The following is a 26733-nucleotide window of genomic DNA, read 5'->3' on the forward strand; positions in this document are numbered from 1 at the left end:
GAATCAAACGAAATCCCAACCGGGTCTCCCAGCCGATCCAACCCGAAACCGGTACGATGTTTGGCCAACAGCGGCCGCCCGGTTGACGACATCCAGGAAGGTCGAGAACTGCCGCTGCGGATCCAGTTCCGGGCGCCGCGAAAACCTTCTGGCGGCCGACGACAGCCGTTCGTATTCGCCAGTGTCGTTCCAGAGCCGTCTGACTGCGCCGACCCACTCCTCTGTCGGGGCATCATAGTCGAGCACGACCCCGCCCTCACCTATTGCCTCCGGCAATCCTCCACGCCGCGATCCGACGACTGGAATGCCGCTGCAATGGGCCTCCGATGCGACGCGGCCCCATGCCTCTTCCCATTTACTCGGCATGAGCAGGATCTTGGTGCGCCCATAGACCGTTTTCATGTCACTGGTGCGGCTTTCCAGGCGGATGTTCTTGAAGGGTTTGATCGTTTGTTCGATTCGCGCCCGGTGATCGTCGGCAAGTTTCCAGCTCTCTACGAACAGAAACGGGATTTCAGGGCATTGCCCTGCAATGCGGACGGCAAGCTCGAAACCCTTTTCATTATAGGGATTGACCAATGTAACGTATGTTTTCGTGGTGGGCGTAGCGTACAGGCCGGCGTCAATCGTCGGGGGAATGACTGTCGACTTGATTCCAAACTTCTCATTGTACGCTCGCGCTGTGAACTGCGAATTCGCGATATAGAGGGCTGAATGCAGTTCGCGAAGATCGCCAGCCAGCTCATGGAATTCGACGTTTCTGAGATAGACGACCAGCGGCACGTTCTGGGCCTGCAAGGCCTTTCCGATCGGTACGGATTTCTGGCACTGCACGACCGCAACATCAGGTTTGATCCGCTCCACTGCGAAGGTTGCCGCCTCCCAGGGAAACCAGGCCCTGACAACAGGATAGCCCGGAAAGCGATCAACCACTGCGCGCTGGCGCAGGATTTTCATTTTGGCGCGCGCCGTGAAGCCGAAAATGCCGTCACCGAACAGCGAGGCAAGCACGGCCGCTTCGTGACCTTGTTTGCGCAATTGCTTCACGAGGTGGTGGGTGCTCGACTGAACGCCACCGCTGAACTCGGGGTAGTACCCGTTCCCGCCTGCAAACAGAATTTTCATTGACCTACTCCTTGCTGCGTTGCAAATGTCCTTGAGGCCAAGCGGCCAATGCGAGAGCGGGGCGGCCCCCCAAACCGCGCTAAGCTGACTCGAGATTCGCGAACGGGTTCACGCAATGCTGTGAGCCTGTGTACTGTACGGGATCGTCCGGTGCGCTTCGCCAAGCGAAGTCGGTCAGCAGATGAAAGTCAGCCAGTAACCAGCGCTCGAACCGCTCCAGTCGCTGGGCAGCATCCTCGGGCAGAAGCGGGCGCGCGACGGCGCCCAGTCGAAGCCGTTCAAGAAGCATTGACGCGTCGGCCAGTTTTCCCGTGGGGAAGTCCCAGGGATTTCTCTTTTGGAAATCCAGTACAAATGCCCGCAGATGATCGTCCGTGATGTTCAACTCGCCAAGGTATTTTTCAAGCGTAGCGCGCGCCAAATCCACATCAGAGAAAGATCGCACTGCGGCATAACCGAAACCGGTTGATGCAACTCCGCTTGCCATCAGGACGAGCACCATGCGACGGGAAAATCTGATCATTCGTGCACTCCTCTCATGCAATTCGGCTTGCCGCTCGTAGGGATAGAGCGGCCGCCGTCAGGCTGGGATTGGCGCAGGAGCAACTCGCAAACGTGCTTGTGCCAACGACAACCAGATTCCTGAGCTTGTGATGGATCATGTCTCGATCGGCGACCGAATTGCTCGGGTCCGTGCCCATTCGAAGCGTGCCTTGCACATGCGACTCGGTTCGCCGTTGACCGCGGTCAGCGATCTTTTCAACGGGCAGCGGCGCAAGTAGCTCGGGCAGTTTCTCTCGTGCACGCGCCATCCCTTCAACCGCATAATCGGCAGGTCCCCTGTAGGTGATGTACGCGTTCTCGTTCTCGTCGAGACTGACAAAATTCTCCGGCTCGAGCAGGTCTTCCGTGACGACAATGATCGGCAGGGTTTGCCGCAGCCGCCCTTTTTCCGGCCGCAAGCCATGCGGCCATCGATTCTCGAAATAGACCAATGCCGCCGCATATTCTGATCTATGGGCTCCGTCGTAGAGGCCGAAGTTCAGTCCAGTGGTAATCGTGCTGCCGTCGAAATTGTCGACGTCATCAAGATAGGCTTCGAAGCTCCAGCCATAGGATTCGTGCAGGCCACGCCCCACGAATTCGCCGCCGAGATCCGATCTGAGCATGATTGCCGCGCTCTGGATTCCATTCGCGCCGAGGACGAAGAGGTCGCCGGTGACCACGTGCTCCTTACCGCCATGACGGAAGGTCACGGCGCGAATGGAGCCGGCGGCGTGGTCCAGCCGGCGCACCTCCGAGCCGAGGCAAACAGAGACGTCCGGGTGCTCGAACACATGCATCAAGCCGTTGTTCGCGGTGAACTTCGCATCCACGGGGCAGAGCCAACATCGAAGCGATGCGCAGCATGGCGGGCGCTGTTCCGTCGCGATCCGCGCACGCGCCGTCGGCATGACGAAATGCCGGTCGGGCTGGGCCGCCTTCATCAGGCGATCGGGTGTGGACATGCGATGCGGCGGCTGCGGGAAGGGCATCGAGCGCGGCATGACCGAGGCCATGTCCGGGTCGCCGGAAATCGACATGACCATTTCCGCCTCACAGTAGAAAGGCTCGAGATCCTCGTAGCTAATCGGCCAATCCTGGCCGATGCCATAACGGCTTTTCAGCCTGAAATCATTCGGATGCAGTCGGGGCGTCTGGGCAAACCAGCAGTTCGTTCCGCCCCCAAGCCCTATCGTATAGTTCCACGGCTTTGTCGAATTGCTCTTGTAGGTTTCCTCGTCCTTAACATCGGTATTGGCACCATGTTCAAGCTGCCACTCGTGCGTGTTGTGCCTGCCCCATTCGAGGAGTAGAACCCGGGCTCTGCGGTGCTTGGCAAAGCCATGAAGAAAGAATGCCGAGCCGAAGCCGGAACCGATCACGACAACGTCGAAATGCTCTCCTGCAACCTTTTCAGGACGGATATCCAGGACCATTCGCTAGCCTTTTTTTCGAGAAGTGGATTGGAATGCTGTATTAACGAGCGCTGCGGCGGCGTCGTCCTTGAGGGCAAAACCTGACAAACAAGGATCGACAGGGCCAACTTGAACAAGCGCCAGGTTCATTTCGGGCACGTCCTTTGTAGGGTGCGAAACACGCTCGGTTCCGGACTTCTCAAAAGCTTCACGCCAGCCGGCGTCGATATTCAGCCGCCACGCGGCAAACAGGCGGCAGCGACACACTTGGAAATAATGTGCAGGTCCCCAAGGAACGACCAGTTTTCGGCGTAGAGCCGCTCAAACTTCAGCTGGTTCGAGTGCCGCGCCTCGTCGCTCGCACCCAGTCGCCATGGGCCTGTCAAACCGGGCCGTGACTTCAGGTAGAATTCCGCTACGTTTCCCGGGACTATAAGGTCGCCCGGCGCGATCGGGCGCGGGCCGACGATACTCATCTCCCCGCGCAAAATGTTGATGAGCTGCGGCACTTCGACGAGGCTGAGCTTCGTCAGTAGAGCACCAACTGGAGTGACCTGCGGATCGTATTCGAACGCCTGAGCCCCTGTGCCGTTGGCTCCCGCTGCTAGCGCGGCGGGACGGAATTGCGCGACCGCTAAGCCGCCCGTCTTCTCCAACGTCGTGCGGAACCGCAGGCAGTTGAAGACGCAGCCACCGCGCCCAATTCGGAGATGTCTCTGGAAGACAGGTCCGCCGTCAGCAAACACGACGAGGCAGGCAAGCAACAGCAGTAACGGGCTGAGGAATGCAAGTGCCAACAAGGCTCCCGCGATGTCGAGCCCGCGCTTTATGAGTCCGTTGCCGGTGCGTCGGGACACTACTTGCGCGCGTCGGAGCCTCGGGCTTCTTGACCAGGCATAATCCTTCATTCCACAACCTCAGGGTGGCGAACTGGAAGACTCACCTTAACAAAAATATGCCGCGATGCAACATAAACGTGAATATTCTGCTGCCCGAGGGAGGATTTTCCATTTCGGGAATATCCATTCTTCCCTACGGAAGGTGAGGCTTATCCAGCGAAACACACAATGCCGACAACACGAAACATTTGGTGCTGGAAGGATAAAAACATGAATTAAACCAAGGTGGTACAAGGCCGCCTCAGATTATCCCAGCGCTGATTTTCAAGGTGTGAGCCAAGGTAGTCTTGAGTGGTCGAGGGGGATTGTGGGACGACGACGCGACGATCGCGGTTGCGAACAAACGCAAAAGCGACGCGGATCTGGAAACCGATTGAGTGAGAATGTTCTTCCAACGTAAACGAGAATTTCCCCGCAGCTTTTGCTGTTGAGTGTGCTGAGGCATGAGAAGCTGTGCGGGAAAGCGGCGAGGTGGCCCCATCGTCGTACGAACAACCGGAAAGATAGACTATCATGTCCAAAGTCGAAGATCTCAGCCGCTCAATAACTGTATTGGATCAAGCTCGCACTGTGCTTCCATGCCGGAGCGCTCGGATGAGTCGCACTGATCACCGTCGGCTCGCTCTACGCACCTCAAGTGGAAACATTAAATTTACTGTCGTCTGCAAGAGAAAATTGATCGTAAGTACTCAACAGTATTAATCATATGCCTGTTGTATCTATACTTGATAGGGGACTGAGCGCAGTTTTTCTATCTGCGTGTTTGACATTTCAAGGTGAGTTTGTGCTCGTTGATGCCACCGGTGTGAAGCATCGATTTCGGATTGCAGACATTAGAAATTATTCCGGTCTGCGATGCCGAAGCATGCCGAGACTTCGTTCTCGCACGTCGGAGCTCAACTAGCAGGGGGCCCGCGCGGGCTGATGCGCGATGCAGATTTGTCGCGGGCGGCGGCGAACCGGCCGCAATTGCGAGTGTCAAACGTGTCCGAGCACAAGAAAGAGACCGGCCCAGAACATGGCCGACAGCTCCGCTGCAACCAAGAATCCTATCGCATGCTCATGCATTCGTTTCCCCTCCAGGTCGCCGAGACGCGCGTGTATTTATCAGTCTCAGCGAAGGCACCGCATCGTAAGATATCGGTAGCTCTGACAACCCAGCCCATTGTCTGCGTCCCAATGTCATGCAACCGCAACGGATAATGGCGGCCATTTGTTCCGCCATGCCTCGATTGGCCGACGTCGCCGGTGCCTGCCGAACTGGCCGTGAGCTTCCGCGGGAACGAAATGTTCTGGCATACCTCGTCTGACATCGATGCAATCAACTTGCCTGCGGTGCGAATCTGGATTCGATGGTGACGTTCGCAAACACCTACGTCCGCAAGATGTGCTGCGATTAGCTGGATTGACGTATTTCCTCAATCCCCTTCTCCTCAGAATATCGAAGCTAACCCGCCCTTCGAAGGTGGCTGGCTTGGGGCCTCTCGGACGTCACGCGCGCTCCTGAGTTTTGGGAAGCTGGCAGGCTCTTGCGGTGGGCGATTTTCCCATATGGAGCGGTTTCGGCGAGCGGCAAAACGCCTCTCATTTGCTCGTGAACTTCCGCTTCCCACCACCCGTTGCGAAGCGATACGGCCCTTTTCGACCGATCAAGACAGAGGTGCGTGAACGCACCTGGGCGGCAACATTTTCAAGTCGTTAGCTATGGTCTCTAGTTCTTCGCTTTCATGCTGGTGATCACACCGGAAGCAGTAGTGCGGGAACTCCTGGTGCCCTGGAAGCGGACGTTGCCGGAGCGGCAGATTCTGCGGAGGGCACAGCAAGTGTGAGGAGAGCCGCGAAGACCATGACGACGCCATACGGTACCTTGCGGCTCGCCCGGATTTCCTCGATGCGCATAAAAAAGGCGAGATGCCTAAACGGCAGCGGCACCGGCAGCCGCAGCATCAGCAGCGTCGCGACGCCGAGGACGAGGAGAAAGATCGAAAACGGCAGCATGCCGTGCCAGCCGACGAAAAGGCCGATCGGCAGGAAGAGCTTGGCGTCACCGGCGCCGAACATCCGTAAAGACCAGAGCACGACACCTAGCGCGAACATCAGCAGGCCGGCACCGACATCGCCGCCGATCCCAGTAGGGGCAAACAGCGTCGCGCCGACATCCTCGGAGCCCAGCATCACGGCCACGGCGCGCAGCGCATACAGGGTTACGAGCGCGAGGACGAGTGTGTTGGGAATTTTCCACGTTCGGAAATCAGTCCACCCGGCATAAAGAAAAAGCAATACGGAAAGCCACGTAGTAAAGCTCACTATTTGTAACATGCCACCTAACTCTATTGGCGAAGATAATCTACAAATTCAGCTCTAAAGCCGATGCGTGCCCGCGATGGAACAGTTTTTGCGGCGCGATTTGTCGAGCCGCATCTTAACCATAAACTATATACGACGCTTCGTATGCAATATCACTAATTGACTAAATTAGAATTAACAGATTATTAATATACGTAGTCGGAGGGGTGGTCTCGACGGCAAGAGGCGGTGCCGGGGGGAATGACGGCGAGCCAAGTAACCTGGAGGTAATTCTCGATGAAAGCACTTGTAAATAGTGTACGCGCTTTCGCGCGGGAAGAAGACGGCGTGGCACTGACTGAATATCTTATTCTGCTTGGTTTGCTGGTCGGCGGAGTTGTTGCATCAATTGTCTTGATCGGCGGACAACTCAACACGGCATGGGGATCGTGGGCGACTTGGTTCGCAGCTCAAAACCTCGATGCGCCGACAGCGACTCCTTGAGTAGTGTTTTTGGAGCTGAAGAGAGGGGTTTTGTTAACGCCTCTCTTCTAATTTAGGCATATTGGAAGTATCCCACCCAGTGTAGCGAGTAGCGGTGATGCGTTCTTCAACGATTTTCAGTCTCGTTATTGCTTTCGTGCTCGCAGGAGCAGCAGTTTTCGGAATGCGCGAGTATCTCGCCGATCAGCAGGCCCGGCTCCTGGCGATGGGCCGCACCAAGACGCAGGAAAAAACGCTGGTTGTCGCCGCCAAGCCGATGCGCTTCGGCGACCGGGTGCGCCCCGAAAACCTCAAGGCCATCCCATGGCCCTCAAACGAAACGCCCACAGGCTCGTTCGCAAGCATCGAGGCCGTAGTCGGCGACGATGCCCACCCGCGCTATGCCATGGAGGCGATCGATCCGGGCGAGCCGGTTCTGTCCTCGAAGATCACCGGAGCCGGCGAGCGGGCCACGCTGTCGGCGGCGCTCGACCAGGGCATGAAGGCGGTTTCCATCCGCGTCAACGACGTGCTCGGGGTCGCCGGCTTTGTGCGGCCTTCGGATCGCGTCGATGTGCTTCTGACACGGCTCGTGCGTGACCCGGCCGGCAACGACCAAACCTTTGTCGACGTGCTGCTGCAGGGCGTGAAGGTGTTGGCCGTGGACCAGACCGCGGACGAGCGCAAAGACGAGCCTTCCGTCGTGAAAACCGTGACCTTCGAGGTGACGACCGACGAGGCGCAGCGTCTCACGCTCGGCGCCACAATCGGCACGCTGTCGCTGACGCTTCGCAACATCGCCTCGTCCTCCGTCGAAGAGACCCGGCAGATCACGGTCGCCGATCTCGGCGGTGGGCCGACGGCGACCGAACTCGGCAAGGATCTGGCGAAGACGCCGGAGCGCGAAAAACAAGTTGAGATTGTCGAAAGCAACGTCGAACCGGCATTGCCGATTGAGCCAAAGTGGGCGACTGTGGGCGTCTGGAACACGACCAAGCGCGAGGAGCACAGAGTCGGCCTGATCCAGTGACATAGATGCGGGATACCCGCAGCGCGAGCGCGGCGGCCGAATGGGGGGTAAAGGCAGGCATGTCGAGGGGCAAGAGGGGAATCGCAAGGTCGAGCCTTGCGGCACTGGTCGCAGTGTTTTCGGCCTGTGTGTGCTGGGGGCCAGGCTTTACCGGGCGCGCCGACGCACAGGAAAAGTTCGTGACGCTCGGCGGATCGGTCCAGCGGGTCACGCTGCCTCCAAACGAGACGCTGACGCTCAATACCGGCCAGACGTTTGGCGATCTCGTCATCGGCAGCGCCGATATGATCGACGTGGTGCCGCTGTCAGACCGGTCGCTGTTCATTCGCGCCAAGCAGGTCGGCGCTACCAATATCTCGGTCTATGACGACAGCAAGAGACTGCTCGGCGTCATCGACGTCCGCGTCGCCAGCGATTTCAGCGAGGCGGCCCTCGCCATCCGCTCCGCCGCGCCCCGGGCTCAGGTCAGGGTATTCAACTCCAACGATCGCATCCGCCTGACCGGCACCGTACGTGACGCCGTGGAACTGCAGCGGGTGATTGAAATCGCCCAGTCCTATTCCAGCCAGCCGGTGCTGAACCAACTGAGGGTCAGCGACAGCCAGCAGGTGATGCTGGAGGTCCGTATCATCGAAGCCTCGCGCCAGACGGGCCGCGACCTCGGGATCGGTTGGTCCGGGCAGGGCAACAACGGCATCGGCAAGGCAACGACCAGCCAGGGCATCGGAGTGGACGACGGCAGCCTCGTCCGCACCCTCCTCGACCCCAAGGGCGCGGCGACGGGCATGCAGCCCTTCGGCCAGCTGATCGCCAAAGTGCTGGAAATCTCCGGCGGCCAAATCGACGTGGTGATCAACGCGCTCGAGCAGAAGGGTGTAGTGCGCCGATTGGCGCAGCCGAACCTGATCGCCATGAGCGGCTCGACCGCCAGCTTCCATGCAGGCGGCGAAGTGCCGATCCTGACGACGACGACCAACGGCGCGACCGTCGCCACCGAGACTGACTATCGCCCCTTCGGCGTGCGGCTGACTTTCAAGCCGGTGGTTCTCGATGACGGCCTCATCAACCTGCAGATCGAGCCGGAAGTCTCCGAGCTCGATACGTCGATCAACGTCAACGGCAATCCGGGCTTCATCTCGCGCGCTGCCAGCACCACGGTAGCGCTGCGCGACGGGCAGAGCTTCGCAATGGCGGGGCTTTTGCAGTCGATCAATGCCAAGGACATCCAGCAATTGCCGGGTCTCGGGCAGATACCGATTCTCGGCGCGCTGTTCCGCTCGACGAGTTTCCAGAAAAAGGAATCCGACCTCGTCATCGTAGTCACCCCGCATATCGTGCGGCCGGCGTCGCCAGGCGAGGACCTCTATAGTCCGCTCGACCAGACACGTTCATCGAACGATGCGGAGCTGTTCGCGCTCGGTATATTGGAAGTGGACAAGGACATGCTGCGCCGCTTTCGCAACGGCGAAGGTGTGAAGGGCCCCTATGGCCATCGTCTCGATCTGGATCAGGGAGGCCAACTTGCTGTTGCAAAAAGATAAGCGCGTGCTTCTCGTCTTTGTCGTCACCAGCCTCGTTTCCGGCTGCGCCGACTACATGAATCATCGAGACTCGATCACCTTCGGGCTCGGGAATGCCGTGGAAGCCAACAAGGCCATCCATACGCAGGACCCGTTCCCGCCGGAAGCGCAGCGAACCCATATCGCCAGCGACGGCAAGGTGATCCGCAGGGTGGTCACCGAGTACCAGAACGCCGGATCGGCTATCGTGCAGCCGGTGCCAGCCATGGCGGCCAATGGTACGTCCAATGGGGCAGGCGTCGGCAAGTAACTATCGAACGGCATGAACGGCGGCAACGCCGGAAGGAAAAGACGCACAAGGCACGGAGGTCACGGCGTTAGCGCTGCGATGGGGGTATGCCAATGCTTAGCAGGGTTATCAGACGGTTCTGGAATGATCATCATGGCTACGTCATCGCCTTGACGCTCATCGCCATGCCGCTGCTTCTCGGCTTTTCGCTGCTGGTCATCGATGTCGGCCGCAGTAGCAATCTGCATACCGAGCTGCAGAGTGCCGTCGATGCGATGGCGCTCGCCGGAGCCCGCGAACTCGACGGCCGCGACGACGCGATCGACCGGGCGGACGCGGCAATCGAGAAGCTTGCCAATACCGCGGCCTTCGGCGGCGGCGGGACGGGGATGTCGCTCGGCTCCTATATCACCGTAGCCTATGATGCGGATGACGATGCGGCGAGCACGGTCAACGTGACATATCTCAAGGAAATTCCCGCCAACGACGACGTTCCAATCACCGGATCCATGGTGGCGACGACAGCGAGCGAGGCATCCTACGCGCGGGTCGTCGCAAAGAATCAGGCACTAACGACAATCTTCCCGCTTCCGGTCGGCTTCGACCGGGACACCATCAATGTCTCCGCCGAGGCGGTTGCCGTGTACAAGATGGCCGCGTGCGATATTTCGCCAATATTCATCTGCAACCCGTTCGAAGATCAGGGCAAGACCGCCAACCAGGCGTTCGCCGACGGGGATTTTCACGGTGCCCTGATATCGATGCACCTTCCCTCCAATCAGGGCGACCCCGCCGGCCCGGGCAACTTCGGGTTTCTCGAAGTACCTGACGGCAAGGGCGCCTCGGACCTCAGGGAATATTTTGCGGGAAACGGCGCGCCGATGTGCGTTGCAAGAAACAATACGGTCACAACGAAGCCCGGCAATACCGGTTCGGTCGAGGAGGCAATCAATACAAGGTTCGATATGATGGAGGGCGGCGCTGTACCGGGTAGTGTCACGCCCGGGCCCCCGGCGGTCAATGTGCGAAAGGGCGCGCAGAAGAAGGGCAACGGCGCGCCTACCTGCGATGCAAAGCCCACACTGTCCATCGACCCCGTGGTCGACGAGGTCATGGCCTTTCCAGATGACCAAACATATCTCGTTGATGTGCCGACAAGTGGTGCTCGCGTTGGCAAAGGCGACTGGGACCTGGCGAATTACTGGCTGATCAACTACAACGAGTCGCTACCGGCCGCATTGTCGGGTTCACCACAGCCTTCCCGCTACGAAGTATATCTTTACGAGATTGCCAACGGATACTATGAGCGAACGTCTCAGGGCGGAGAGACCGGAAGGGCACTGTGTTACGGGAACACTGATCCACCTGCGTTCCCGGACAGAAGGATAACCATCGCGGCGCTGGTGGACTGCGGGGCCCAAGGGGCAATGAACGGCAAGACGGACGTCGATGTCGCCGCGTTCGGCAAGGTTTTTCTGACCCGTCCCGTCAAGACACACAACAATCTCGCCAAGATTAAAGGCAGTCCAACCGAAATACCCTTCCAGTACAATGCCATCGATATAGAAATCGTTGACATTACCGGTCAGGGCGGCCTCGGCTCGATGGAGGAATACCTCCGCGAAGAATCGGAGCTGGTCCGATGATGATGGCGCTCCGCAATTTCGTCCGGCAAGGTCTTGGTCTCGGCTTCTGGTCAAGGCAGGAGGGAGCGGTACTGGCCGAAGCGCTGGTGGCGGTGCCCTTTGTGACGCTGTTCGCCGCCGGTATTCTCGAATTCGGCAACATTTTTTGGGAGCGGATGCAGATCGATGCAGGCCTGCGCGATGCGGGGCGCTATTTGTCGCGCTGTCGGCCGGCGTCGGCAACCTATGAGCCGACCTGCAATGAGGCGAGTGCGAGGACGATCGCCTTTTACGGAACGCAAAGCCCGGCGGCCGACGCCAAACCGCGGGTTCCGGGCTGGAAGGACGCTGCCGACATCACCATCGCAGGGCCTGATGCCGACGGCATCATCACCGTGCAGACCGCGCATGTCTATCAGACCTCTCCCCTGTTCGGCTGGCTCGGCCTTGATGCAATAACCATCAGTTCCTCGCATGAAGAGAGGTATATGGGATGGTGAGATCGCCCATTTTCTTCTGGCGGGACGAGCGCGGTGTGAGCCTTGCCGAAGGGCTGGTGACCTTCCCGCTCGTGATGCTGGTGTTCGCCGCCTTCGTCGAGTTCGGCTACGCCATGTCGCAATGGAACCAGACGGTCAAAGCCCTGCAATATGGCGCGCGCCTTGCGGCCGTTTCCGATCCGCTGACGACTGATTTCGATGATGTTTTCCCGATCGGCGCAGCCGATCCACTGAACAACGGGAACGCGACACCCAACGATGCGACGTTATCCTCGGTGTGCGGACCCGGACCCGCTCTTCCGAACTGCAGCGCCGAATTGAGCCGGGTCGTGACGGGGAGCGATGGCGACTGCGCGGCTGGCGATCCGCGCCCCGGCATCTGCGATCTCAACTGGCGCATCACGCCGGACAAGCTGATGGTGACCTATCAGCGCTCCGGGCTCGGCTACTGGGGCCGTCCGGACGGGCCGGTGCTGACCATGCGCCTGGAAGTGCGCGACGTCACCTTCGACTTGCCCGTTCTCGGCGCCCTGTTAGGGCTCGACGACGTCACGATACCCGCCCATCCGGTGACGATCACCACGGAAGACCTCAAGACTTGTTCAACCTGCTGACTCCTTAAATATTGCGTAGGAAAGCGAAATGACAGCTCACATCAACATTGCCGCATCCACCAAGATATTGGTCCTTTCCGACGATGCTGCGGCCGCAAGCCTCATGCTCGATGTGTTCGGTGCGTTGTCGCGTTACGATGTGCGCCATGTGGCGCTGAAGGCGCTTGGCGAAAAAGGTCGGTTGGATTCGACGCAGTTCGACCTGATCGTTCTCGACGTCGACGACGGCGAATCGCTGCACCGTCCGGAACTGTTCGCGTTCCGCACCAGCCATCGGGACATTCCCCTCGTTGTCGTTTCCGAAGATCTACCGGACGACATGCTGCGGCTGCTCTTCCGCCTGAATGGCAACGACTGGCTGAAGAAGCCGCTCGAGCGCCGCGCGTTGATTGAGGTAATCTCTACCCATGCTCCCGGCACCGGGGCAAGCGACAGCCGGGTCCATGCCGTGGTTTCGGCCGTCGGCGGTGCGGGCGCCAGCGTGATCGCTTCGTCGCTCGCGCATGTGCTTGCCCAGCCGACCAAGAATTCCGCGCCGCGGGTCGATCTGTTCGACATGGATTTTTCATCGGGGTCGCTCGGCTATTATCTCAACCTTGTCAACGACTACGACCTGAAGCCGGTCATCGCCAATCCTTCCCGGGTCGATCTGGAGTTTATCGATCTGGTCCGCAAGCGTCATTCGGGCGGCTTTTCGCTGCTGTCCTTCAAGCAGCCGTCCGTTCTTCTGACGCCGAGGGGCTCCGAACTGGTGTTGCGGATGCTGGACGTGGCAGCCTTTGAGAGCGATCACACCGTCATCGACATTCCTTACTACGATACGCCGTGGAAGTACGATGTGCTCAGCTCGGTCAACAGCATCTGCATCGTGACCGAAATGACGATTCCTGCGCTTTCGCAAGCCAAGGACCTGTTCGCCAATCTGGTGCGGCTGCGCGGCAATTCGGATCAGATATTCATCGTCATCAACAAATATCGCACCAAGCTTTTCGGCCTCGGCGTTCGCCGGCAGCAAACGGAGAAGATATTCAGGGAGATCCCCACTCACGTCATCGCGGATGATTGGGATACCCTAAGTGAGGCGGTTAATCGCGGGGTGCTGCCGGTGGAAGTGAATTCCCGAGCGCGCTTCTGTAGCGCGGTCGGCAAGCTCGGAGCACTGGTCCGATGAAGGCGATCGACCGTCGGCGCATAAGGACCTGCGCCGCCATTCTTGGTCTTGCGGTTTTCGCGATGGCTGTCGCGGATGCCGCCGCAGGCGGGCTTGTGCCGCGAAGTCTCGGACCGAGGACGGGTGCCATGGTGACCATGGAGCAAAGTTACGCAGCAGGGACGATCGTCATTGTCAGCGGAAACCAGACGCTCGACCTCGTCGTCTCCGGAAATCGGGCGATCCGCTATAAAATCGGTGTCGGTCGCGACGGATTTCGCTGGAGCGGCGTCGTGAAGGTCGGGCGCAAATCAGAGTGGCCTGAGTGGCGGCCACCGGCCGAGATGAAGGCGCGCTCGCCGCAACTTCCGGACCTTGTACCTCCAGGGCCGTTTAATCCCTTGGGCGCTCGGGGAATCTATCTCTACAAGGGCAACACCGACACGCTTTACCGCATTCATGGAACGAACGAGCAGTCGACGGTCGGCGCCTTCGCGTCGTCGGGCTGCTTCCGCCTGAGCAACGCCGATGTCATCGATCTCTTTGAGCGGGTGAAGGTCGGTTCCACGGTCATTGTAAAATAGTCGAGGGGTGGAAGGCATGACGAACGGAATCATCGGGCGTTTCTACAAGCAGCGGGAACCGGAAAACCGGGAGCATCCGGAGGCGATCGAACTGTCTCTAGCCGGTGCGGTTCCGCACGTCCCAGCTCGGCAACCCGCGTCCGGCGAAGCGCCGGTACATGTCGAAGAAGCTTCGCTCGGGCCGGACATGGTGTCGGAGCGGGTCAATCTGCATCGTTACCTGCTCGATCGTATCAACCTGGGCATTCTCGACACGCTCGACAACGAGGAGATTGCAACTGAGATCAGGCCTCTGGTCAAGGACTACATCCGGCGTAACAACTTTCCGCTCAATGCCAAGGAAATCAATGATCTGATCCGCGATATCACCGACGAGATGCTCGGGCTGGGACCGATCGAGCCGCTACTGGCCGACGACACGATTGCCGACATTCTCATCAACGGCCACGATAGCGTCTATGTGGAGCGGGGCGGCAGGCTCGAAAGCACGGCCGTGCGTTTCAAGGACGAGGACCATCTGTTGCGGGTGATCAACAAGATCGTCTCGGCGGTCGGTCGCCGCGTCGACGAATCGACGCCGATGGTCGATGCCCGCCTCAAGGATGGCTCGCGTGTGAACGTCGCCATTAGGCCGATCACGGTCGACGGACCGCTCGTTTCCATCAGAAAANCTCAAGGATGGCTCGCGTGTGAACGTCGCCATTAGGCCGATCACGGTCGACGGACCGCTCGTTTCCATCAGAAAATTTACCCGCAAGCCGCTGACGATGGAGCGCCTCGTGGAATATGGCGCCATGGCTAATGCGATGCGCGTCCTTCTTAGCGCCGCCGTCAAGGGCAAGGTATCCATGGTCATTTCGGGCGGCACGGGTTCGGGCAAGACGACCTTGCTCAACGCGCTCTCGTCGCAAATTTCTCCGAAGGAGCGTCTGATTACTATCGAGGACGCGGCCGAACTCCAGTTGCAGCAGCCGCATGTCGGCCGGCTGGAAACTCGGCCACCGACCCTCGACGGGCGCAACGAAATTCGTCAACGCGAACTTTTGAAAAACGCGCTGCGTATGCGTCCGGACCGCATCATCGTCGGCGAAGTGCGCGGCGACGAGGCCTTCGACATGCTGCAGGCGATGAATACCGGCCACGAGGGGTCGATGACGACCATTCACGCCAACACGCCCCGTGATGCCGTCGGCCGGCTCGAACAGATGGTCGGCATGGCCGGGATGCCAATGTCGCAGCTGAGCATTCGCTCGCAGATCTCGTCCGCCATTACGGTTATCGTGCAGGTTCAGCGCTTGAGCGATGGCAGCCGCAAGATCGTCTCGATTTCAGAGATCACCGGCATGGAGGGTGAGGTCGTGCAGATGCAGGAGATCATGAAATTCAAGAAGACCGGCACCGATGACCACGGGCGGATCCACGGAGAATTCCGCGCCACGGGCATACGGCCGCGCTTCATCGAGGAATTTGCCGAACTCGGGATCGAGATTCCTGCGATGATCTTCGATCCCGGTAAACCGCTGCAAACGGGGCCCGTTGAACCATGACCCTGATCCTGCTTTACGCGGCCGTATTCATCGCGGCCCTTGTTGCCGTCGATGCGATCGTTCGCGGCTACTTCAGGACATCCGAGCGTCACCGCGCGGTAAACCATCGGCTGAGCCTGCTCAATGTCAGCGATGATCATCGTAAGACCTACCGCGATATGCTGAAGGAGCGTGGTGCCGACGGCAGCTGGCGACAGACCCCCTTGATGCAGCGGCTGCGGCAGTTCTACGTCCAGTCTGGCATTAAGTTCGATGCGAGGCGATTTAGCCTCTTCGCGATCGCCGGCGCACCTTTAATATGGCTGGTCGTTCAGTTTCTGGTGCCGAGCAATCTAGTCAGGGTACCGGTCTTTCTCCTGATCTGCCTCCTTATCCCTGCGCTCGTCGTCTGGCGGACCCGGGCGAGCCGCATGCGAAAATTCGCACTGAAGCTCCCCGAAGCGCTCGATGTCGCCAACCGCAGCCTGGCCGCCGGCCACCCGCTGCCTGCGGCGATTGCTCTGGTGGCGCGCGAGATGCCTGATCCGATCGGCAGTGAGTTCGGCCTCCTCTCGGACGAACTCACCTATGGCGTGACGCTTGACGACGCCCTCATAAACCTGGCCGACCGGGTGGGCGTCGAGGATCTGAACCTGCTCGCAATATCGCTGAGCGTACAGGCCGGAACCGGCGGGAACCTTGTCGAAATCCTGCGGAACCTTTCGAAGACACTGCGCGACCGGACGATGCTGAAGGCAAAGGTCAAGGCAATCTCCTCGGAAGGGCGCATCACGGCGATCTTCATGTCGATCTACCCGTTTCTGCTCTACGGGATGATCAAGGCGCTGTCGCCGACCTACTTCGATCCCCTCTGGGACAGCGGCCACGGAACCGTCGTGGTGTGCGTGCTGCTGGCCCTCATGGCGGTCGGGAATGTGATTCTCTACAAGCTGGTCAACTTCGAGTACTGAGCCATGTCGAGTGAATATGGAATTTACTTCATCGTCTTCTTTGCAGTGCTGATATTTTCAGCAGCGGCATCGGAACTGGTTTTTCGGCGGCGTGAGGTCGGGGCGCGGCTGTCGAAGGCCACGACGGCGGCAGGCGAGGAACTCCACCTTGGCGATACGACGATTGCCGATCTCGGCGAGGCGGAAAACCGCCTGATCCGTCGCTATTTCGAGATTACCCGGCGTGACACGAATCAGAACTCCATCCAGAACCGCCTGATCCGCGCAGGATTTTTCGATGCCAGCGCAGTGACGATCTTCCAGGTGGTTCGCGCGCTGATCTGTATCGGCGTGTTTGTCGCGGCGGTCTGGGCATTCGATCGCTTCGTGCCCGAGATGTCGCGGATCGCTACGCTGATCATCGCCATGTTTGCCGCCGGCGTGACCTTTATTCTGGTCAACATCTATATCGACCGGCGCGGCGGCGCCAAGGAGCGGGAGTATCGCCGGCTCTTTCCCGACTTCATGGATATGCTGATCGTTTGCCTCGATGCGGGGATGAGCATCGAGGCGGCGGCCAACCGCGTTACCCGGGAATTCATCGACAAGCAGCAGGACTTCGGCCTGCATCTCTCGATCATGATGCTGGAAGTGCGCGGCGGGCGCCGCTTGCGCGATGCATTGGCCAACCTTGCGACGCGATTGCGGATAGATGAGGCGCGAGCGCTTTCGGTACTGTTCCGCCAATCGGAGGAACTCGGAACGAGCGTTACGCAGACGCTGCGGGTCTACAGTAAGGAAATGCGCGATCTTCGTATCGTTCGGGCCGAGGAGAAGGCCAACGCCCTGCCGATCAAAATGTTGCTGCCGCTCGGAGCGTTCCTGTTCCCGGTGAGCCTGATCATCGTGCTCGTTCCGATTGTCATCCGTGTCGTCAGTATTCTCGTCGGCTTGAAACCCGGCGGTTGAACCAAGCGAGGTCCGTATGCAGTATTCGCCCGAACAGAACCGTCAAGATGTCGTAATACCCCTCGATCCACGGATGCCGATGGCGCCTGCAAGCCTGGAGGAGACGGGCCTGGAATCGTCGTTCCTGCTTAGGCTGGCGGCAAAATGTGCGGCCGAGCAGGATACAATCACGGCATCTCACCTTGCCGATCGCATGAAATTGCCGAAAGTGCTGGCCAATATCCTGATCAAGGAACTTGTGAAGCTCGCACTCCTGGAGGCTCGGGGCCTGGCCGGCGAGGATGTGAGATCCGACATTCGCTATGCGCTTTCGACAAATGGCCTCGAATATGCCCGCGCGGCGTCGCGTCAATCCCAGTATGTCGGACCGGCGCCGGTATCGCTGGACGCTTTCTGCCGACAAGTGAGTTTACAGTCCATCCATGACGAGCGCGTGACCCCAGAGCGGCTGATCGAGAGCCTTGAGGGGCTGGTGCTTTCGGATTCGCTGGTCGAAAAGCTCGGTCCGGCCATGAACTCGGGTCGCTCCATCCTGCTTTACGGACCGCCCGGAAACGGAAAGACGAGCATCGCCGAGCGGACGTCGCAACTGTTTCGCCAAACGATCTTTGTGCCCCATGCCATCGAGGTTGGCGGCCATGTCATCAGTTTCTTTGACGAAGCTGTGCATCAACCCATAGCCGGGGCTGACGCAAAACCTTATCCGAAGGCCGATCAGCGATGGATCGAATGCCGTCGTCCTGTGGTCAAGACCGGCGGGGAATTAACCCTCGATCTGCTCGATCTCACCTTCAACGAAGGACCAAATGTCTATGAAGCGCCGGTGCATCTGAAGGCATCCGGCGGCGTTTTCATCATCGACGATTTCGGGCGCCAGCAGGTGGCGCCGCAATCGCTTATCAATCGCTGGATCGTGCCCCTCGAGCGTGGATACGACTTCCTGACGCTGCACACCGGCAAGAAGTTCAAGGTTCCATTCGACGAACTGGTCGTCTTCTCGACGAACATCGCCCCGAAGGATCTTTCCGACGAGGCTGGCCTTAGACGTCTGAAGTACAAGATCTTCGTGAATAACCCGTCGCGCGAAGAATACATCCAAATTTTCAAGTCGTATGCGGGCGGCGCCGCGATAGATGTCAGTGACATTGATTTGAACCACTTTTATGATCGCAAGTACCATGGCACCATGCTCGCGTCCTGCTATCATCCGAAGTATATTCTCGACTTCGTCGGGTCTTACTGCGAATTCAATGGAATGCCGAAGGTCGCGTCGCTGGATATGCTGGAACGGGCCTGGGAAGGGGTGTTCACTCTGGAATAAGTTGCCAGCGTTATTAAGGAATGCCTGAAACAATGACGTGATGACGAGCGGTGGAGCAAAGCGAATGACCAGCATCCCGAATCTCGACGCCGAAGCGGACGACGCAAAACTGCGCGGTATGCGAAAGACCGGAGAGCAGAGGCACCCAAGAAATGCGCCGCTCATCGCCATGGTTGTGATGCTTCTGCCGATCAATGCAGGCATTCTGATCTATACTGCCAAAAACGCAGCGGATTTGCGCGAGAGCCGCGAGACGATTGTCGCGCTCAAGAGGTCGATCGATGGCCTGAAAGCGCAGGTAGACAAGCAGGGGCGCAATTTTGCCGGAAATGCGAAGGCTGATGAAGTGGCAGTCATCCGGCAGCAGACGGAAAGCCTGCAAAAGACGATTTTCATAATGAATGAACGGATGCGCTCTGGTTCGTTTGCTTCGCGCGCTGGCGGAGCTTTGGTGCTGAGTGCGCCTGGCAAGGAACCGGCACAATATTTCGCGCCATCGCCCGCTGCCCCGCCAGCTGGATATCAGACTCCGGATGAAAGTTTAACGTCCATCGATGCTAAGGGCGTCGCGATCGATGACCTGCCGCGCTACGAGCGAACGGTCTCACCGGAAGGGAAGCTTATACTCCGGAAGGTGCAGTAAACCGCGACTTCACCGAAATCTCCAACACAACCGCCCGGCGACGCGAATCGTCCTGGTACCGTGTCGGTTCACAAGCGGCAACGACGCCAGGCTGTCCGTCGGCGGAGTGTCGGCTGGGAGCCTGAATCGCCGAAAACCTACCTCCGTTGTGCGAAATTCACGCTGTTCTTCAACAATTCGAGGTTCCGGGCAGTCACCTCGTTTGCGGGATCGAGCTCGTAGGCTTTCAGAAAGTACCGTCTGGCACCGGGAAGGTCGCCGCGCAAGAGGTGCGAGTACCCGATGTTGTTGTAGTAGACCGGGGTATTGCCGATCATCCTTGCGAGTTCCCGGTAAGCGCGGTCGGAGGTATCGAAGCGGCCGACCATATCTGCAGAGGCCGCAAAGCCGAGCCAGGCGGCCGGATCTTCCGGAAAGACGTTAACCGCGCGCTTGTAAATGGCGTATGATTTTCCGTAGTTCTTTTCCTGAAACTGCAGCTTGCCAATGGTGATCAGTTCGTCGTTCTTGTAGAAGGCGACGGCTGAATCATCCTCGACGGTCTTCGCGCTGTCGCCATAAGCTGCCAGATTATCAACGCTGGACGACTGGCACCCGACCAGGATCGCTCCACTCGCAAGCAAGAATGCAATGCACTTAATCCGAGCACTAACCTGCAGCATTTGCAATTTGATCCCCCGATCCTTCAAGCATCCTAGCCAAGCATTCGGATGTGTCCACGAGAAATCTTCTTGAAAAAAAGATAATAACTCAATAATTTAGATAAACAGTCGCAAAATAACGACAGATGCGCAGCCCGTTGTGAGGCAAAATGAGCCAGTTTTTGGAAGCGCGCGATTCGAACGACGCGCTTCGCGGATTGTGATTGGTAGAGTAAAAATTAATCAAGCGTCACCTATATTGCTCCTATCGGTCGTAGCGTGACCGTAAGGCCAAAGGATAAAAGTCATATGCGGACCGCTATCTTCACTTTGGTGCGACTGGGACCATCCCTGGCTTATGCGACAGCGGCGGTCTTCCTCATCAGCATGCTGCTGTTGGAATACTCTCCCTCAAGCCCATCCGCCTGGTGGCTTTATATGGCGTTTCTTCCGATCATGCGCGAGCCTATCTATCTGCTTTTTGCGGTACCTGGGGTCGGAATTTGGATCGCTACGGCGATACTGATTCTTGCATCGCTCTTCGGGATTCAGCTCGCCTTGCAGCCACAACGACACTTGCGGTCAGGTTTCATCCATGCGCATGTCGCGCTGCTCGCGATCGGTCTCACTATGGGGCGGGCGGCAGTGGCGCAAGCCGGCCTTTCCAGCTTTTCGTTGCCGCGACTGCTGCGCGGCGACTGGTCTTTCCTGCCGCTATCCTCACCGCTCGGGACGCTTCTTTTTATCGTCGTGCTGTCGGCTTGCATTTGCTGCCATCGAAGGATCCTCGAACGTATATACCGGTCGGGTGCAGAATAGGCGGATCCGCCGCTTCATGCCTGGCGACACCGACCTATCCAACATCACCCAGCAACAGCTCGTCGACCTTGCCCATCATCTGAATGCGCAGCCATGCAAATGCCTCGGCTACAAAACACCGGCAGAAGTGTTCATCGCCCATTTGCGGGAATGTGGCTGATCCCCTACCTGTAATCCGGCCTGTTGCACTCGGCGTAGATTCTCGGGTCCACATCCAGCTTGTTCAAGGGGATGATGATTGCTCGAGAACATCGTCCTCGTCTAGGCCTGGTGGAAGGGCCAGACCGCAAGCCCGGCTTCCCGCGCCCGCAGCAGATACGTCGAAACCGACGTCTTGCTCATCTTCAGCCGTTCAGAAACGGCGCGTATCGACAATCCCTGCTCGAACGTCAGCCGCAGTATCGATCGGATGTCCTTCACGTCGGTATGTCTCGCTTGCTTCTGTCTGGGCATCATGTCCTCGCTCAAAACACGAGGGCAAAGTGCCAGATCGGCGCTCACGAAAATCGATCTAAATCCGTCGCTATATCTGTCCGCGACTTAGTGAAATCGCTGTCCCGTACTTACTGAAATCGGTGTCCGCGACTTACTGAAATCCTTGTCCCGTACTTTGTGAAACCCGCAACATGCTTCCTGCGGAAGCACCGGACGCAATCTGCGCCGGCGGGCTAGGGATGAACGATACCCCCTATTACTACGGCTCCGACGGCACCAACTTCGGGACGGCCGTCGAGATCATGGCCCCCGCACTGATGGTCCGTTATGCGGCGGCCCCGGTGCAGGGAGTTGGTGATTACCGCACGTACCGCGGGACATCATTGTCCGCCCCTTGAACTGCCGGTGTTATCGCCTGCATGCTGCAAGGGCATAACCGGCTGACGTCACGCTCGCAGGTGCAGGCGGTCAAGGCGAAGCTGCTGGCGAACGCGACGACGGGCAAGCTCCGATCGGCCTTCGGGCTATCGCCGTTACCCGACAAGATCCTCTATCGCGACCCTAATCAGGCCGCGCCGGAACCGATATCGGGGCTCTAGCATGAGGGACTCGCTGGCTCAGAAGCACCCGACTGGCATCGCGGTTATTGCCAGCAATGCGGATGATGATCGTGCTTCCAGTTTCGAAGACCGTCAGTTGTAAGGGAGGGTAAGCACCCAATCCGCGTCAACATCGAACTGCCCTAGTTTGATCGCCGCGAAGAGACCGAGGATGAGGCAGGAGCGCGAGCATGCGCCATTCGGTGGCGACGTGGTCCGGTTTCGGTTTCGGAGGTCGATATTTGGTTGGCATAGCCGTTATCCTCTTTCCGACCTCGCGACGGGGGTCAGCGGTCGCGGAATGAACATCGGAACCCTGCTGGCATAGCCAGGATACTCCGGAAAGGTGCTTCGCAAAACGCGTTCCTCGTTGAACATCCGTCGGAATTGGAAGACAAAATGAGCAGTTCCCACCAGCAAAGCAGCCAACGACCAATTGGCGATCAGAAAGCCTACAGCGCTGAAAGCCTCCGCGAGATACAGCGGATGCCGGACTATCGCATAGGGTCCGCTGGTGACGAGCTTGCGGGCCGTTGCCATGACCGAAAACGAGCGCCCTAGCCAGAACAGACAGTAGATCGACAGTGCAGCACCGACGAGCATCAGGACGGTCGCGGCGATCAAGAGCTCCGGTCCTACCGTTCCTCGCGGCAGTACTATCAGGACCATCAAGCCAAACGTCCCCGCGAGTGCACTCAGTCGAGGCTCTATCCCGTCCGCGTTCTGCCGTGGCGGCAGACGAACCACCGTCAGGCCGACGACCAGACACAGGAACAGCAAGCCCGCCAATCGCGAAGAGAGAGCAAGCGGCCAGAACTCCACGCTCTCGCGAAGCCGAATGATTGTGACGATCGAGGCGATCTGCTGCAGCGCTAGGAAGAAGAAAACAAGCACCAGAAAAACCTTTCCGAGAAAGTCTTCGAGCCTGCCGATCATGGACGTGAGTCTCCCGTTTGCGCTGATACCTCAGCCGCCGGCACTCGACCGGCAATCTGTTTGAGAGGGTAGGCAAGTTGCTGGTGGTAAAGCGGAGGAACCGGGTCATCTGTGCCATAGACCCTCGGCATCCGCTCAGGCATGTATAAAGTGCCTGCCAAGGCATCGATAAAGGGCAACTGCCCGGCGAAGTTCTTGTCGTAGGCCTGTCGCTCGTTGGCATGGTGCCAGTGATGGAACTGCGGCGACGCGAGCACCCATTTTAGAGGACCGAACCTGATCCGAGTGTTTGAATGGATGAGAAGCGACTGCGCCTGATACATGAAAGCATAGATCGCAATCGCAGATCCGGAGAAGCCAAGGGCGTAAACCGGGAGCATGGACGCGGTCATGGTCGCGATTTGGTCAACCGGATGAACGCGATGCGCGGCCAGCCAATCCATCTCTTCGATGCTGTGGTGGACAGAGTGAAACTTCCAGAGGAAGGGCACAGAATGGAAGGCGCGGTGCGCTAGATAAAAGCCTATATCGGCAACAAGAGTGACCTCGATCGCCTGCAACCATATCGGCTGCGCTTGCACCACAGCGAACATGCCTTCCGGGATGACAAGCCGGATGGCGAACATCATCGCGCCGACCAGGGCGACGAAACCGAGCTTGATCAGGATACCGTTGAAGAAGAGATAGATCACGTCGTTCAGCCAGTGCTTTCGCAGCATTTTCTGATCAGCGTAAAGCGGAAGAAGCCGCTCAAGCGGAATGAAGATCATGGCGATGATAAGTATCGCCTTCAGGTCGATGAGTTCTAACATGTGACACCCGATGATTGCTTGTTCTGGCTCGGCGCATCGAAGAGCCGCCAAAAAAAGAAAACGGCAGCAGCAGAAACATACCCGTCCACCGCGTAGTGCCAGCCGAAGTAGATCGAGCCGAAAAGCGTAAGGGCAGCGAAGGTCCAGCCGACAACCCCAAGCCAGCGGCTGAGCTGTGCCAGCAGGAGCGCATTGAGGGTCGCGATCGCCACATGGATGCTCGGCATTGCCCATGTGCCGGCGAAGATGCCCTCGGCACCTGAAGCATAGGCGGTGTAGAGCCGATCGGCGACAAAGAAAAGATAGCTTTCGCCCGGGTTCTGTTTGAGCGTCGCAACGAAATCGCCGAACCGGCCATCATCGAAAAATCGGTCATAAAATATTGGCCCAACGGAAGCGCCCAGAGCCGCAACCACTGTCCCCAAGAACACGTATGTCGCGGCGAATGACAGGAGATATCGCGATCGCAGCCGATCGCTCGGATGGAAGGCGACCAGGGCTATGCAGCCAATGAATGCGAGCAGCCAAAGCGGGAAATAGACGATAAGCATCGAGGGCATTGCCTCCGCGGGCAAAAAGGAATGAGCCCAACGCCATGGATCACCGAAGTGAAGTGCGCGATCGATCGCTGCAAGGGCGGGGTCGGCGTAGAACGGAACGACGTGCGGGATCTGGAACTTCACCGTCCAGAACGCCGCCATGCCGATGCACATCCAAGCGGCGATCCCAAGCACTCCGCCGCCTCGGCGCCTAAGAATACCGGCCAGGTGGGAGAGAGGCACGGCCGGCTGCCGGATGATGGAGGCAGCCAGGAGGACAGCGATTGATAGAACAGCTGCCGCCGGGACGACTTGCAACGCGAACGCACTCAGGTTCCGCACGTAAAGTGCGGGCGCGATGCCGAACGCGACGATCGCGAAGACGCCGCAAGACACGCTCAACCACGCCATCGGCCGACGCGATGCGGCCACGCTGATCACGACTTCGGTCATATCCGCAGAACCCCATATCCCGGCGAGATTGAACCACCAGTTGCAGGTTCCAGCAAGATCATTATTTCGAGTTAGTTAACGCACGAAGCGCCTAGCGACGCGGCGGGCATATGCCACGACTGGAACCGTCCTCGGTTCAATGACTAGGCCCCGCCTTTCAATCCGCCTTTGAGGCGGCTTCAAGGATGCGTTCTGAGTGATTTTGACGGGTTTGCCGGAGAATCCATTTTTCCGGTTTTCGCTGTCAAAATTCCGGAAATTCGCGGCGAGCTACAGCGGCTTGAGCGGGGCCCAACGGAACCCCCCTTATGGGTTCGGACCCTAGCAGATCCAGACTCCGATCTTCTTTACAAAGTAGCAAACGAGGGATGATGCAGGAAATCCCCGATGGCTTCGGCAGCCATCGGGGCACCCAAGAGGTTTCCCTGTAGCCGGTCGCATTTCCTTCTGCCTAGCCAGGCAGCCTGGCCGACAGTCTCGACGCCTTCCGCAGTGACCCGCATCCCCAATCCATGAGCAAGCCCAATGATGAAGCGCACGATCGTCTGGGTGTTCCGGTTCGTCTCGACATCGTTGATGAAGTGCTTGTCGATCTTGATCGTATCGAAAGGAAAGTTCTGCAGGTAGCTCAGGGACGAATATCGGGTACCGAAGTCGTCGAGCGCGATCCGGATACCCAGGACCTCGAGTGTGTTGAGCGTGTCAAGATTGTTGGTCGTGCGCTCAAGCAAGACGGTTTCCGTTATCTCGAGTTCCAACCGATCGGCCGCGAGTCCGACCTTGTCAAGGATTCCCGCTACGCGATCGGTGAACCCACCGAGTAGGAACTGGGCTGGGGAAAGATTGACCGCAACAATGAAGTGCGAGGGCCACGTTGTCGCCTGGCGGCAGGCGGTTTCCAGCACCCACTCTCCGATTTCTCCCATCAGGCCGTCAGCTTCGGCCATGGGAATGAAGAGCTTCGGCGGAACGACTCCAGCATAGGGATGATGCCACCGCAGCAAAGCTTCGAAGCCGACGATCCCTTCCGGCAGCTCGACGAGCGGCTGGTATTCGATGAAGAGCTGCTCTTCCTGGAGCGCGACACGTAAGCTGCGCCTCAGCATCTCGCGCTGCTCCAGCATGATGAGCATCGAGCGGTTGAATGTCCGCGCACGGCCGCGTCCATCGTTCTTCGCAGCGTAGAGAGCGATGTCGGCCGCCTTCATCAATTGCTCGCCGTCGTTTCCGTCATTTGGCGCAACGGCGATTCCGACGCTTGCGCCTACAAAGACATCGATCCCGTCGATGGTGAACGGCTCCTTGAACGCATGGACCAGCGATTCGGCCAGCCGCTCTGCTTCAGCAGGCTGATCGTCATGGCATTGGATGATGGCAAATTCATCGCCCGCGAGCCTGTAGGCGGTCTCCCCATTGCGGAGCACCGCCTGAATTCGTTCCGCCGTCATCTTGAGCACGATATCGCCGGCGCCGTGACCAAGGGTGTCGTTGACCGGCTTGAAGTCGTCGAGATCGATCTGCATCAGTGCAAGCTTGTGCCCGCCACGCAACGGAAGATTTGCCGCAAGATCGCTGCTGAACTGGCGGCGGTTGGGCAATCCCGTCAAAGCGTCGTGTCTGGCCTGATAGAGAAGCAGAGCCCGATCTGTATCTCCGATCGACGCTTGCGAGAGCGCGACCTCATTTCGCGTCTCGATGACGCCGAGTCCCCGCTCTGTGCTGAAAAGGAGAAGATTGCGGTCCTCATCGGACGCGCCAGGTTCAATCGCAATATTGCGCGGGAGGCCGCCAGCAAGCACGGCTTCGACAAACGGCTTGCGATCGGAAACCAGCAGCTCTGGATAGACCTGCCAAAGGGTCGCATCTCCCGCGCCTACGATTCTGTAGGCCTGGGCAACCTTTGCAGAGCATTTTACGAGTCTTAGGCTATTCCCATAATAGGAAACAAATTCACTAGTCACCTGGAACTGAAGTAAGCCTCATTATATATTGCTTCTGTTGGAACGGCAGGAGGGTTAGTGATGGTT

At 58.6% G+C, this 26733-nt stretch carries 26 protein-coding genes and 3 pseudogenes; 18 read left to right on the top strand and 11 right to left on the bottom strand.

Annotated elements, in window-relative coordinates; all coding sequences use genetic code 11:
• Positions 1–3: 3 nt before the first annotated feature.
• From BN1800_RS33450 to BN1800_RS33470, 5 genes are all read right to left on the bottom strand, one after another.
• Positions 4–1125 (bottom strand): glycosyltransferase, encoded by a 1122-nt coding sequence (locus tag BN1800_RS33450; protein WP_087004181.1) that lies wholly within the window; start codon positions 1123–1125, stop codon positions 4–6.
• A gap of 79 nt (positions 1126–1204) precedes the next feature.
• A complete protein-coding gene (locus BN1800_RS33455) occupies positions 1205–1648 on the bottom strand; it encodes a hypothetical protein (protein WP_087004184.1) in 444 nt (147 codons plus the stop codon).
• A 13-nt stretch (positions 1649–1661) separates the two neighbouring features.
• Positions 1662–3104, bottom strand: coding sequence for a GMC oxidoreductase (locus tag BN1800_RS33460; protein ID WP_087004187.1), 1443 nt, complete (start codon positions 3102–3104; stop codon positions 1662–1664).
• 209 nt (positions 3105–3313) lie between these two features.
• Positions 3314–3991, bottom strand: a complete 678-nt coding sequence (locus BN1800_RS33465) for a sugar transferase (protein ID WP_087004190.1) — start codon at positions 3989–3991, stop codon at positions 3314–3316.
• 1728 nt (positions 3992–5719) lie between these two features.
• The gene (locus BN1800_RS33470; RefSeq protein ID WP_087004193.1) at positions 5720–6301 is read right to left on the bottom strand and encodes an A24 family peptidase; all 582 of its coding nucleotides are present in this window, start codon (positions 6299–6301) and stop codon (positions 5720–5722) included.
• Between the two features lie 264 nt (positions 6302–6565).
• On the opposite strand from BN1800_RS33470, the gene BN1800_RS33475 reads away from it, so the two are divergent.
• The 14 genes and pseudogenes from BN1800_RS33475 to BN1800_RS33540 all read left to right on the top strand — a co-directional run bounded on the left by BN1800_RS33475 (position 6566) and on the right by BN1800_RS33540 (position 19472).
• A complete protein-coding gene (locus BN1800_RS33475) occupies positions 6566–6772 on the top strand; it encodes a hypothetical protein (RefSeq protein ID WP_087004196.1) in 207 nt (68 codons plus the stop codon).
• Between the two features lie 97 nt (positions 6773–6869).
• On the top strand, positions 6870–7781 hold the full coding sequence (gene cpaB / locus BN1800_RS33480) for a Flp pilus assembly protein CpaB (protein ID WP_087004199.1): 912 nt from the start codon (positions 6870–6872) through the stop codon (positions 7779–7781).
• A 59-nt stretch (positions 7782–7840) separates the two neighbouring features.
• Positions 7841–9322, top strand: a complete 1482-nt coding sequence (locus BN1800_RS33485; protein WP_087004254.1) for a type II and III secretion system protein family protein — start codon at positions 7841–7843, stop codon at positions 9320–9322.
• Positions 9306–9611, top strand: coding sequence for a hypothetical protein (locus tag BN1800_RS33490; RefSeq protein WP_087004257.1), 306 nt, complete (start codon positions 9306–9308; stop codon positions 9609–9611). The genes BN1800_RS33485 and BN1800_RS33490 overlap by 17 nt, the downstream gene beginning before the upstream one ends.
• A gap of 92 nt (positions 9612–9703) precedes the next feature.
• Positions 9704–11236 (top strand): Tad domain-containing protein, encoded by a 1533-nt coding sequence (locus tag BN1800_RS33495; RefSeq protein ID WP_087004202.1) that lies wholly within the window; start codon positions 9704–9706, stop codon positions 11234–11236.
• Complete coding sequence (locus BN1800_RS33500) at positions 11236–11715, top strand: TadE/TadG family type IV pilus assembly protein (protein ID WP_087004259.1); 480 nt, start codon at positions 11236–11238, stop codon at positions 11713–11715. Before BN1800_RS33495 ends, BN1800_RS33500 begins: the two co-directional genes overlap by 1 nt.
• Complete coding sequence (locus tag BN1800_RS33505; protein WP_087004205.1) at positions 11709–12329, top strand: TadE/TadG family type IV pilus assembly protein; 621 nt, start codon at positions 11709–11711, stop codon at positions 12327–12329. Before BN1800_RS33500 ends, BN1800_RS33505 begins: the two co-directional genes overlap by 7 nt.
• A 28-nt stretch (positions 12330–12357) precedes the next feature.
• Positions 12358–13500 carry a response regulator/pilus assembly protein gene (locus BN1800_RS33510; protein ID WP_087004208.1) on the top strand — a complete coding sequence of 381 codons (1143 nt, stop codon included), beginning with the start codon at positions 12358–12360 and terminating at the stop codon, positions 13498–13500.
• Positions 13497–14063, top strand: a complete 567-nt coding sequence (locus BN1800_RS33515; protein WP_087004211.1) for a L,D-transpeptidase — start codon at positions 13497–13499, stop codon at positions 14061–14063. Before BN1800_RS33510 ends, BN1800_RS33515 begins: the two co-directional genes overlap by 4 nt.
• A gap of 16 nt (positions 14064–14079) precedes the next feature.
• Positions 14080–15610: pseudogene (locus BN1800_RS33520) on the top strand (TadA family conjugal transfer-associated ATPase).
• Positions 15607–16560 (top strand): type II secretion system F family protein, encoded by a 954-nt coding sequence (locus BN1800_RS33525; protein ID WP_087004213.1) that lies wholly within the window; start codon positions 15607–15609, stop codon positions 16558–16560. Before BN1800_RS33520 ends, BN1800_RS33525 begins: the two are co-directional and overlap by 4 nt.
• Before the next feature lie 3 nt (positions 16561–16563).
• Positions 16564–17508 (top strand): type II secretion system F family protein, encoded by a 945-nt coding sequence (locus BN1800_RS33530; RefSeq protein WP_027509810.1) that lies wholly within the window; start codon positions 16564–16566, stop codon positions 17506–17508.
• Between the two features lie 16 nt (positions 17509–17524).
• Positions 17525–18829, top strand: a complete 1305-nt coding sequence (locus BN1800_RS33535) for an ATP-binding protein (protein WP_087004216.1) — start codon at positions 17525–17527, stop codon at positions 18827–18829.
• Between the two features lie 64 nt (positions 18830–18893).
• Positions 18894–19472 carry a hypothetical protein gene (locus BN1800_RS33540; RefSeq protein WP_087004219.1) on the top strand — a complete coding sequence of 193 codons (579 nt, stop codon included), beginning with the start codon at positions 18894–18896 and terminating at the stop codon, positions 19470–19472.
• 137 nt (positions 19473–19609) lie between these two features.
• On the opposite strand, the gene BN1800_RS33545 is transcribed toward BN1800_RS33540, so the two are convergent.
• Complete coding sequence (locus tag BN1800_RS33545; RefSeq protein WP_087004222.1) at positions 19610–20134, bottom strand: tetratricopeptide repeat protein; 525 nt, start codon at positions 20132–20134, stop codon at positions 19610–19612.
• Between the two features lie 288 nt (positions 20135–20422).
• Between BN1800_RS33545 and BN1800_RS33550 the strand changes: the two genes are divergently transcribed.
• Together BN1800_RS33550 and BN1800_RS40810 are read left to right on the top strand one after the other, a co-directional pair.
• Entirely contained in the window at positions 20423–20932 is a 510-nt protein-coding gene (locus BN1800_RS33550) for a hypothetical protein (RefSeq protein ID WP_087004225.1), read from the top strand.
• Positions 20928–21092, top strand: a pseudogene (locus BN1800_RS40810) (IS30 family transposase); the annotation flags it as partial. The gene BN1800_RS33550 and the pseudogene BN1800_RS40810, both read left to right, overlap by 5 nt.
• A gap of 78 nt (positions 21093–21170) precedes the next feature.
• Here the strand turns inward: BN1800_RS40810 and BN1800_RS33555 are convergent.
• Positions 21171–21385, bottom strand: a pseudogene (locus BN1800_RS33555) (sigma factor-like helix-turn-helix DNA-binding protein); the annotation flags it as partial.
• A 221-nt stretch (positions 21386–21606) separates the two neighbouring features.
• Here BN1800_RS33555 and BN1800_RS41725 point away from each other — a divergent pair.
• Complete coding sequence (locus BN1800_RS41725) at positions 21607–21765, top strand: hypothetical protein (RefSeq protein WP_156915262.1); 159 nt, start codon at positions 21607–21609, stop codon at positions 21763–21765.
• Between the two features lie 21 nt (positions 21766–21786).
• A complete protein-coding gene (locus BN1800_RS33565; RefSeq protein ID WP_087004228.1) occupies positions 21787–21966 on the top strand; it encodes a hypothetical protein in 180 nt (59 codons plus the stop codon).
• Between the two features lie 258 nt (positions 21967–22224).
• Here BN1800_RS33565 and BN1800_RS33570 read toward each other — a convergent pair whose 3' ends face one another.
• From BN1800_RS33570 to BN1800_RS33585, 4 genes are all read right to left on the bottom strand, one after another.
• Positions 22225–22902, bottom strand: a complete 678-nt coding sequence (locus tag BN1800_RS33570) for a methyltransferase family protein (RefSeq protein WP_037141837.1) — start codon at positions 22900–22902, stop codon at positions 22225–22227.
• On the bottom strand, positions 22899–23714 hold the full coding sequence (locus BN1800_RS33575) for a sterol desaturase family protein (RefSeq protein ID WP_087004231.1): 816 nt from the start codon (positions 23712–23714) through the stop codon (positions 22899–22901). The genes BN1800_RS33570 and BN1800_RS33575 overlap by 4 nt, the downstream gene beginning before the upstream one ends.
• On the bottom strand, positions 23708–24706 hold the full coding sequence (locus BN1800_RS33580; RefSeq protein ID WP_087004233.1) for a phosphatase PAP2 family protein: 999 nt from the start codon (positions 24704–24706) through the stop codon (positions 23708–23710). Before BN1800_RS33580 ends, BN1800_RS33575 begins: the two co-directional genes overlap by 7 nt.
• A gap of 347 nt (positions 24707–25053) precedes the next feature.
• A complete protein-coding gene (locus BN1800_RS33585) occupies positions 25054–26667 on the bottom strand; it encodes a putative bifunctional diguanylate cyclase/phosphodiesterase (RefSeq protein ID WP_087004236.1) in 1614 nt (537 codons plus the stop codon).
• Positions 26668–26733: the final 66 nt, after the last annotated feature.

This window comes from Rhizobium sullae (assembly GCF_900169785.1).
In the GTDB taxonomy this organism is placed as follows: domain Bacteria; phylum Pseudomonadota; class Alphaproteobacteria; order Rhizobiales; family Rhizobiaceae; genus Rhizobium; species Rhizobium sullae.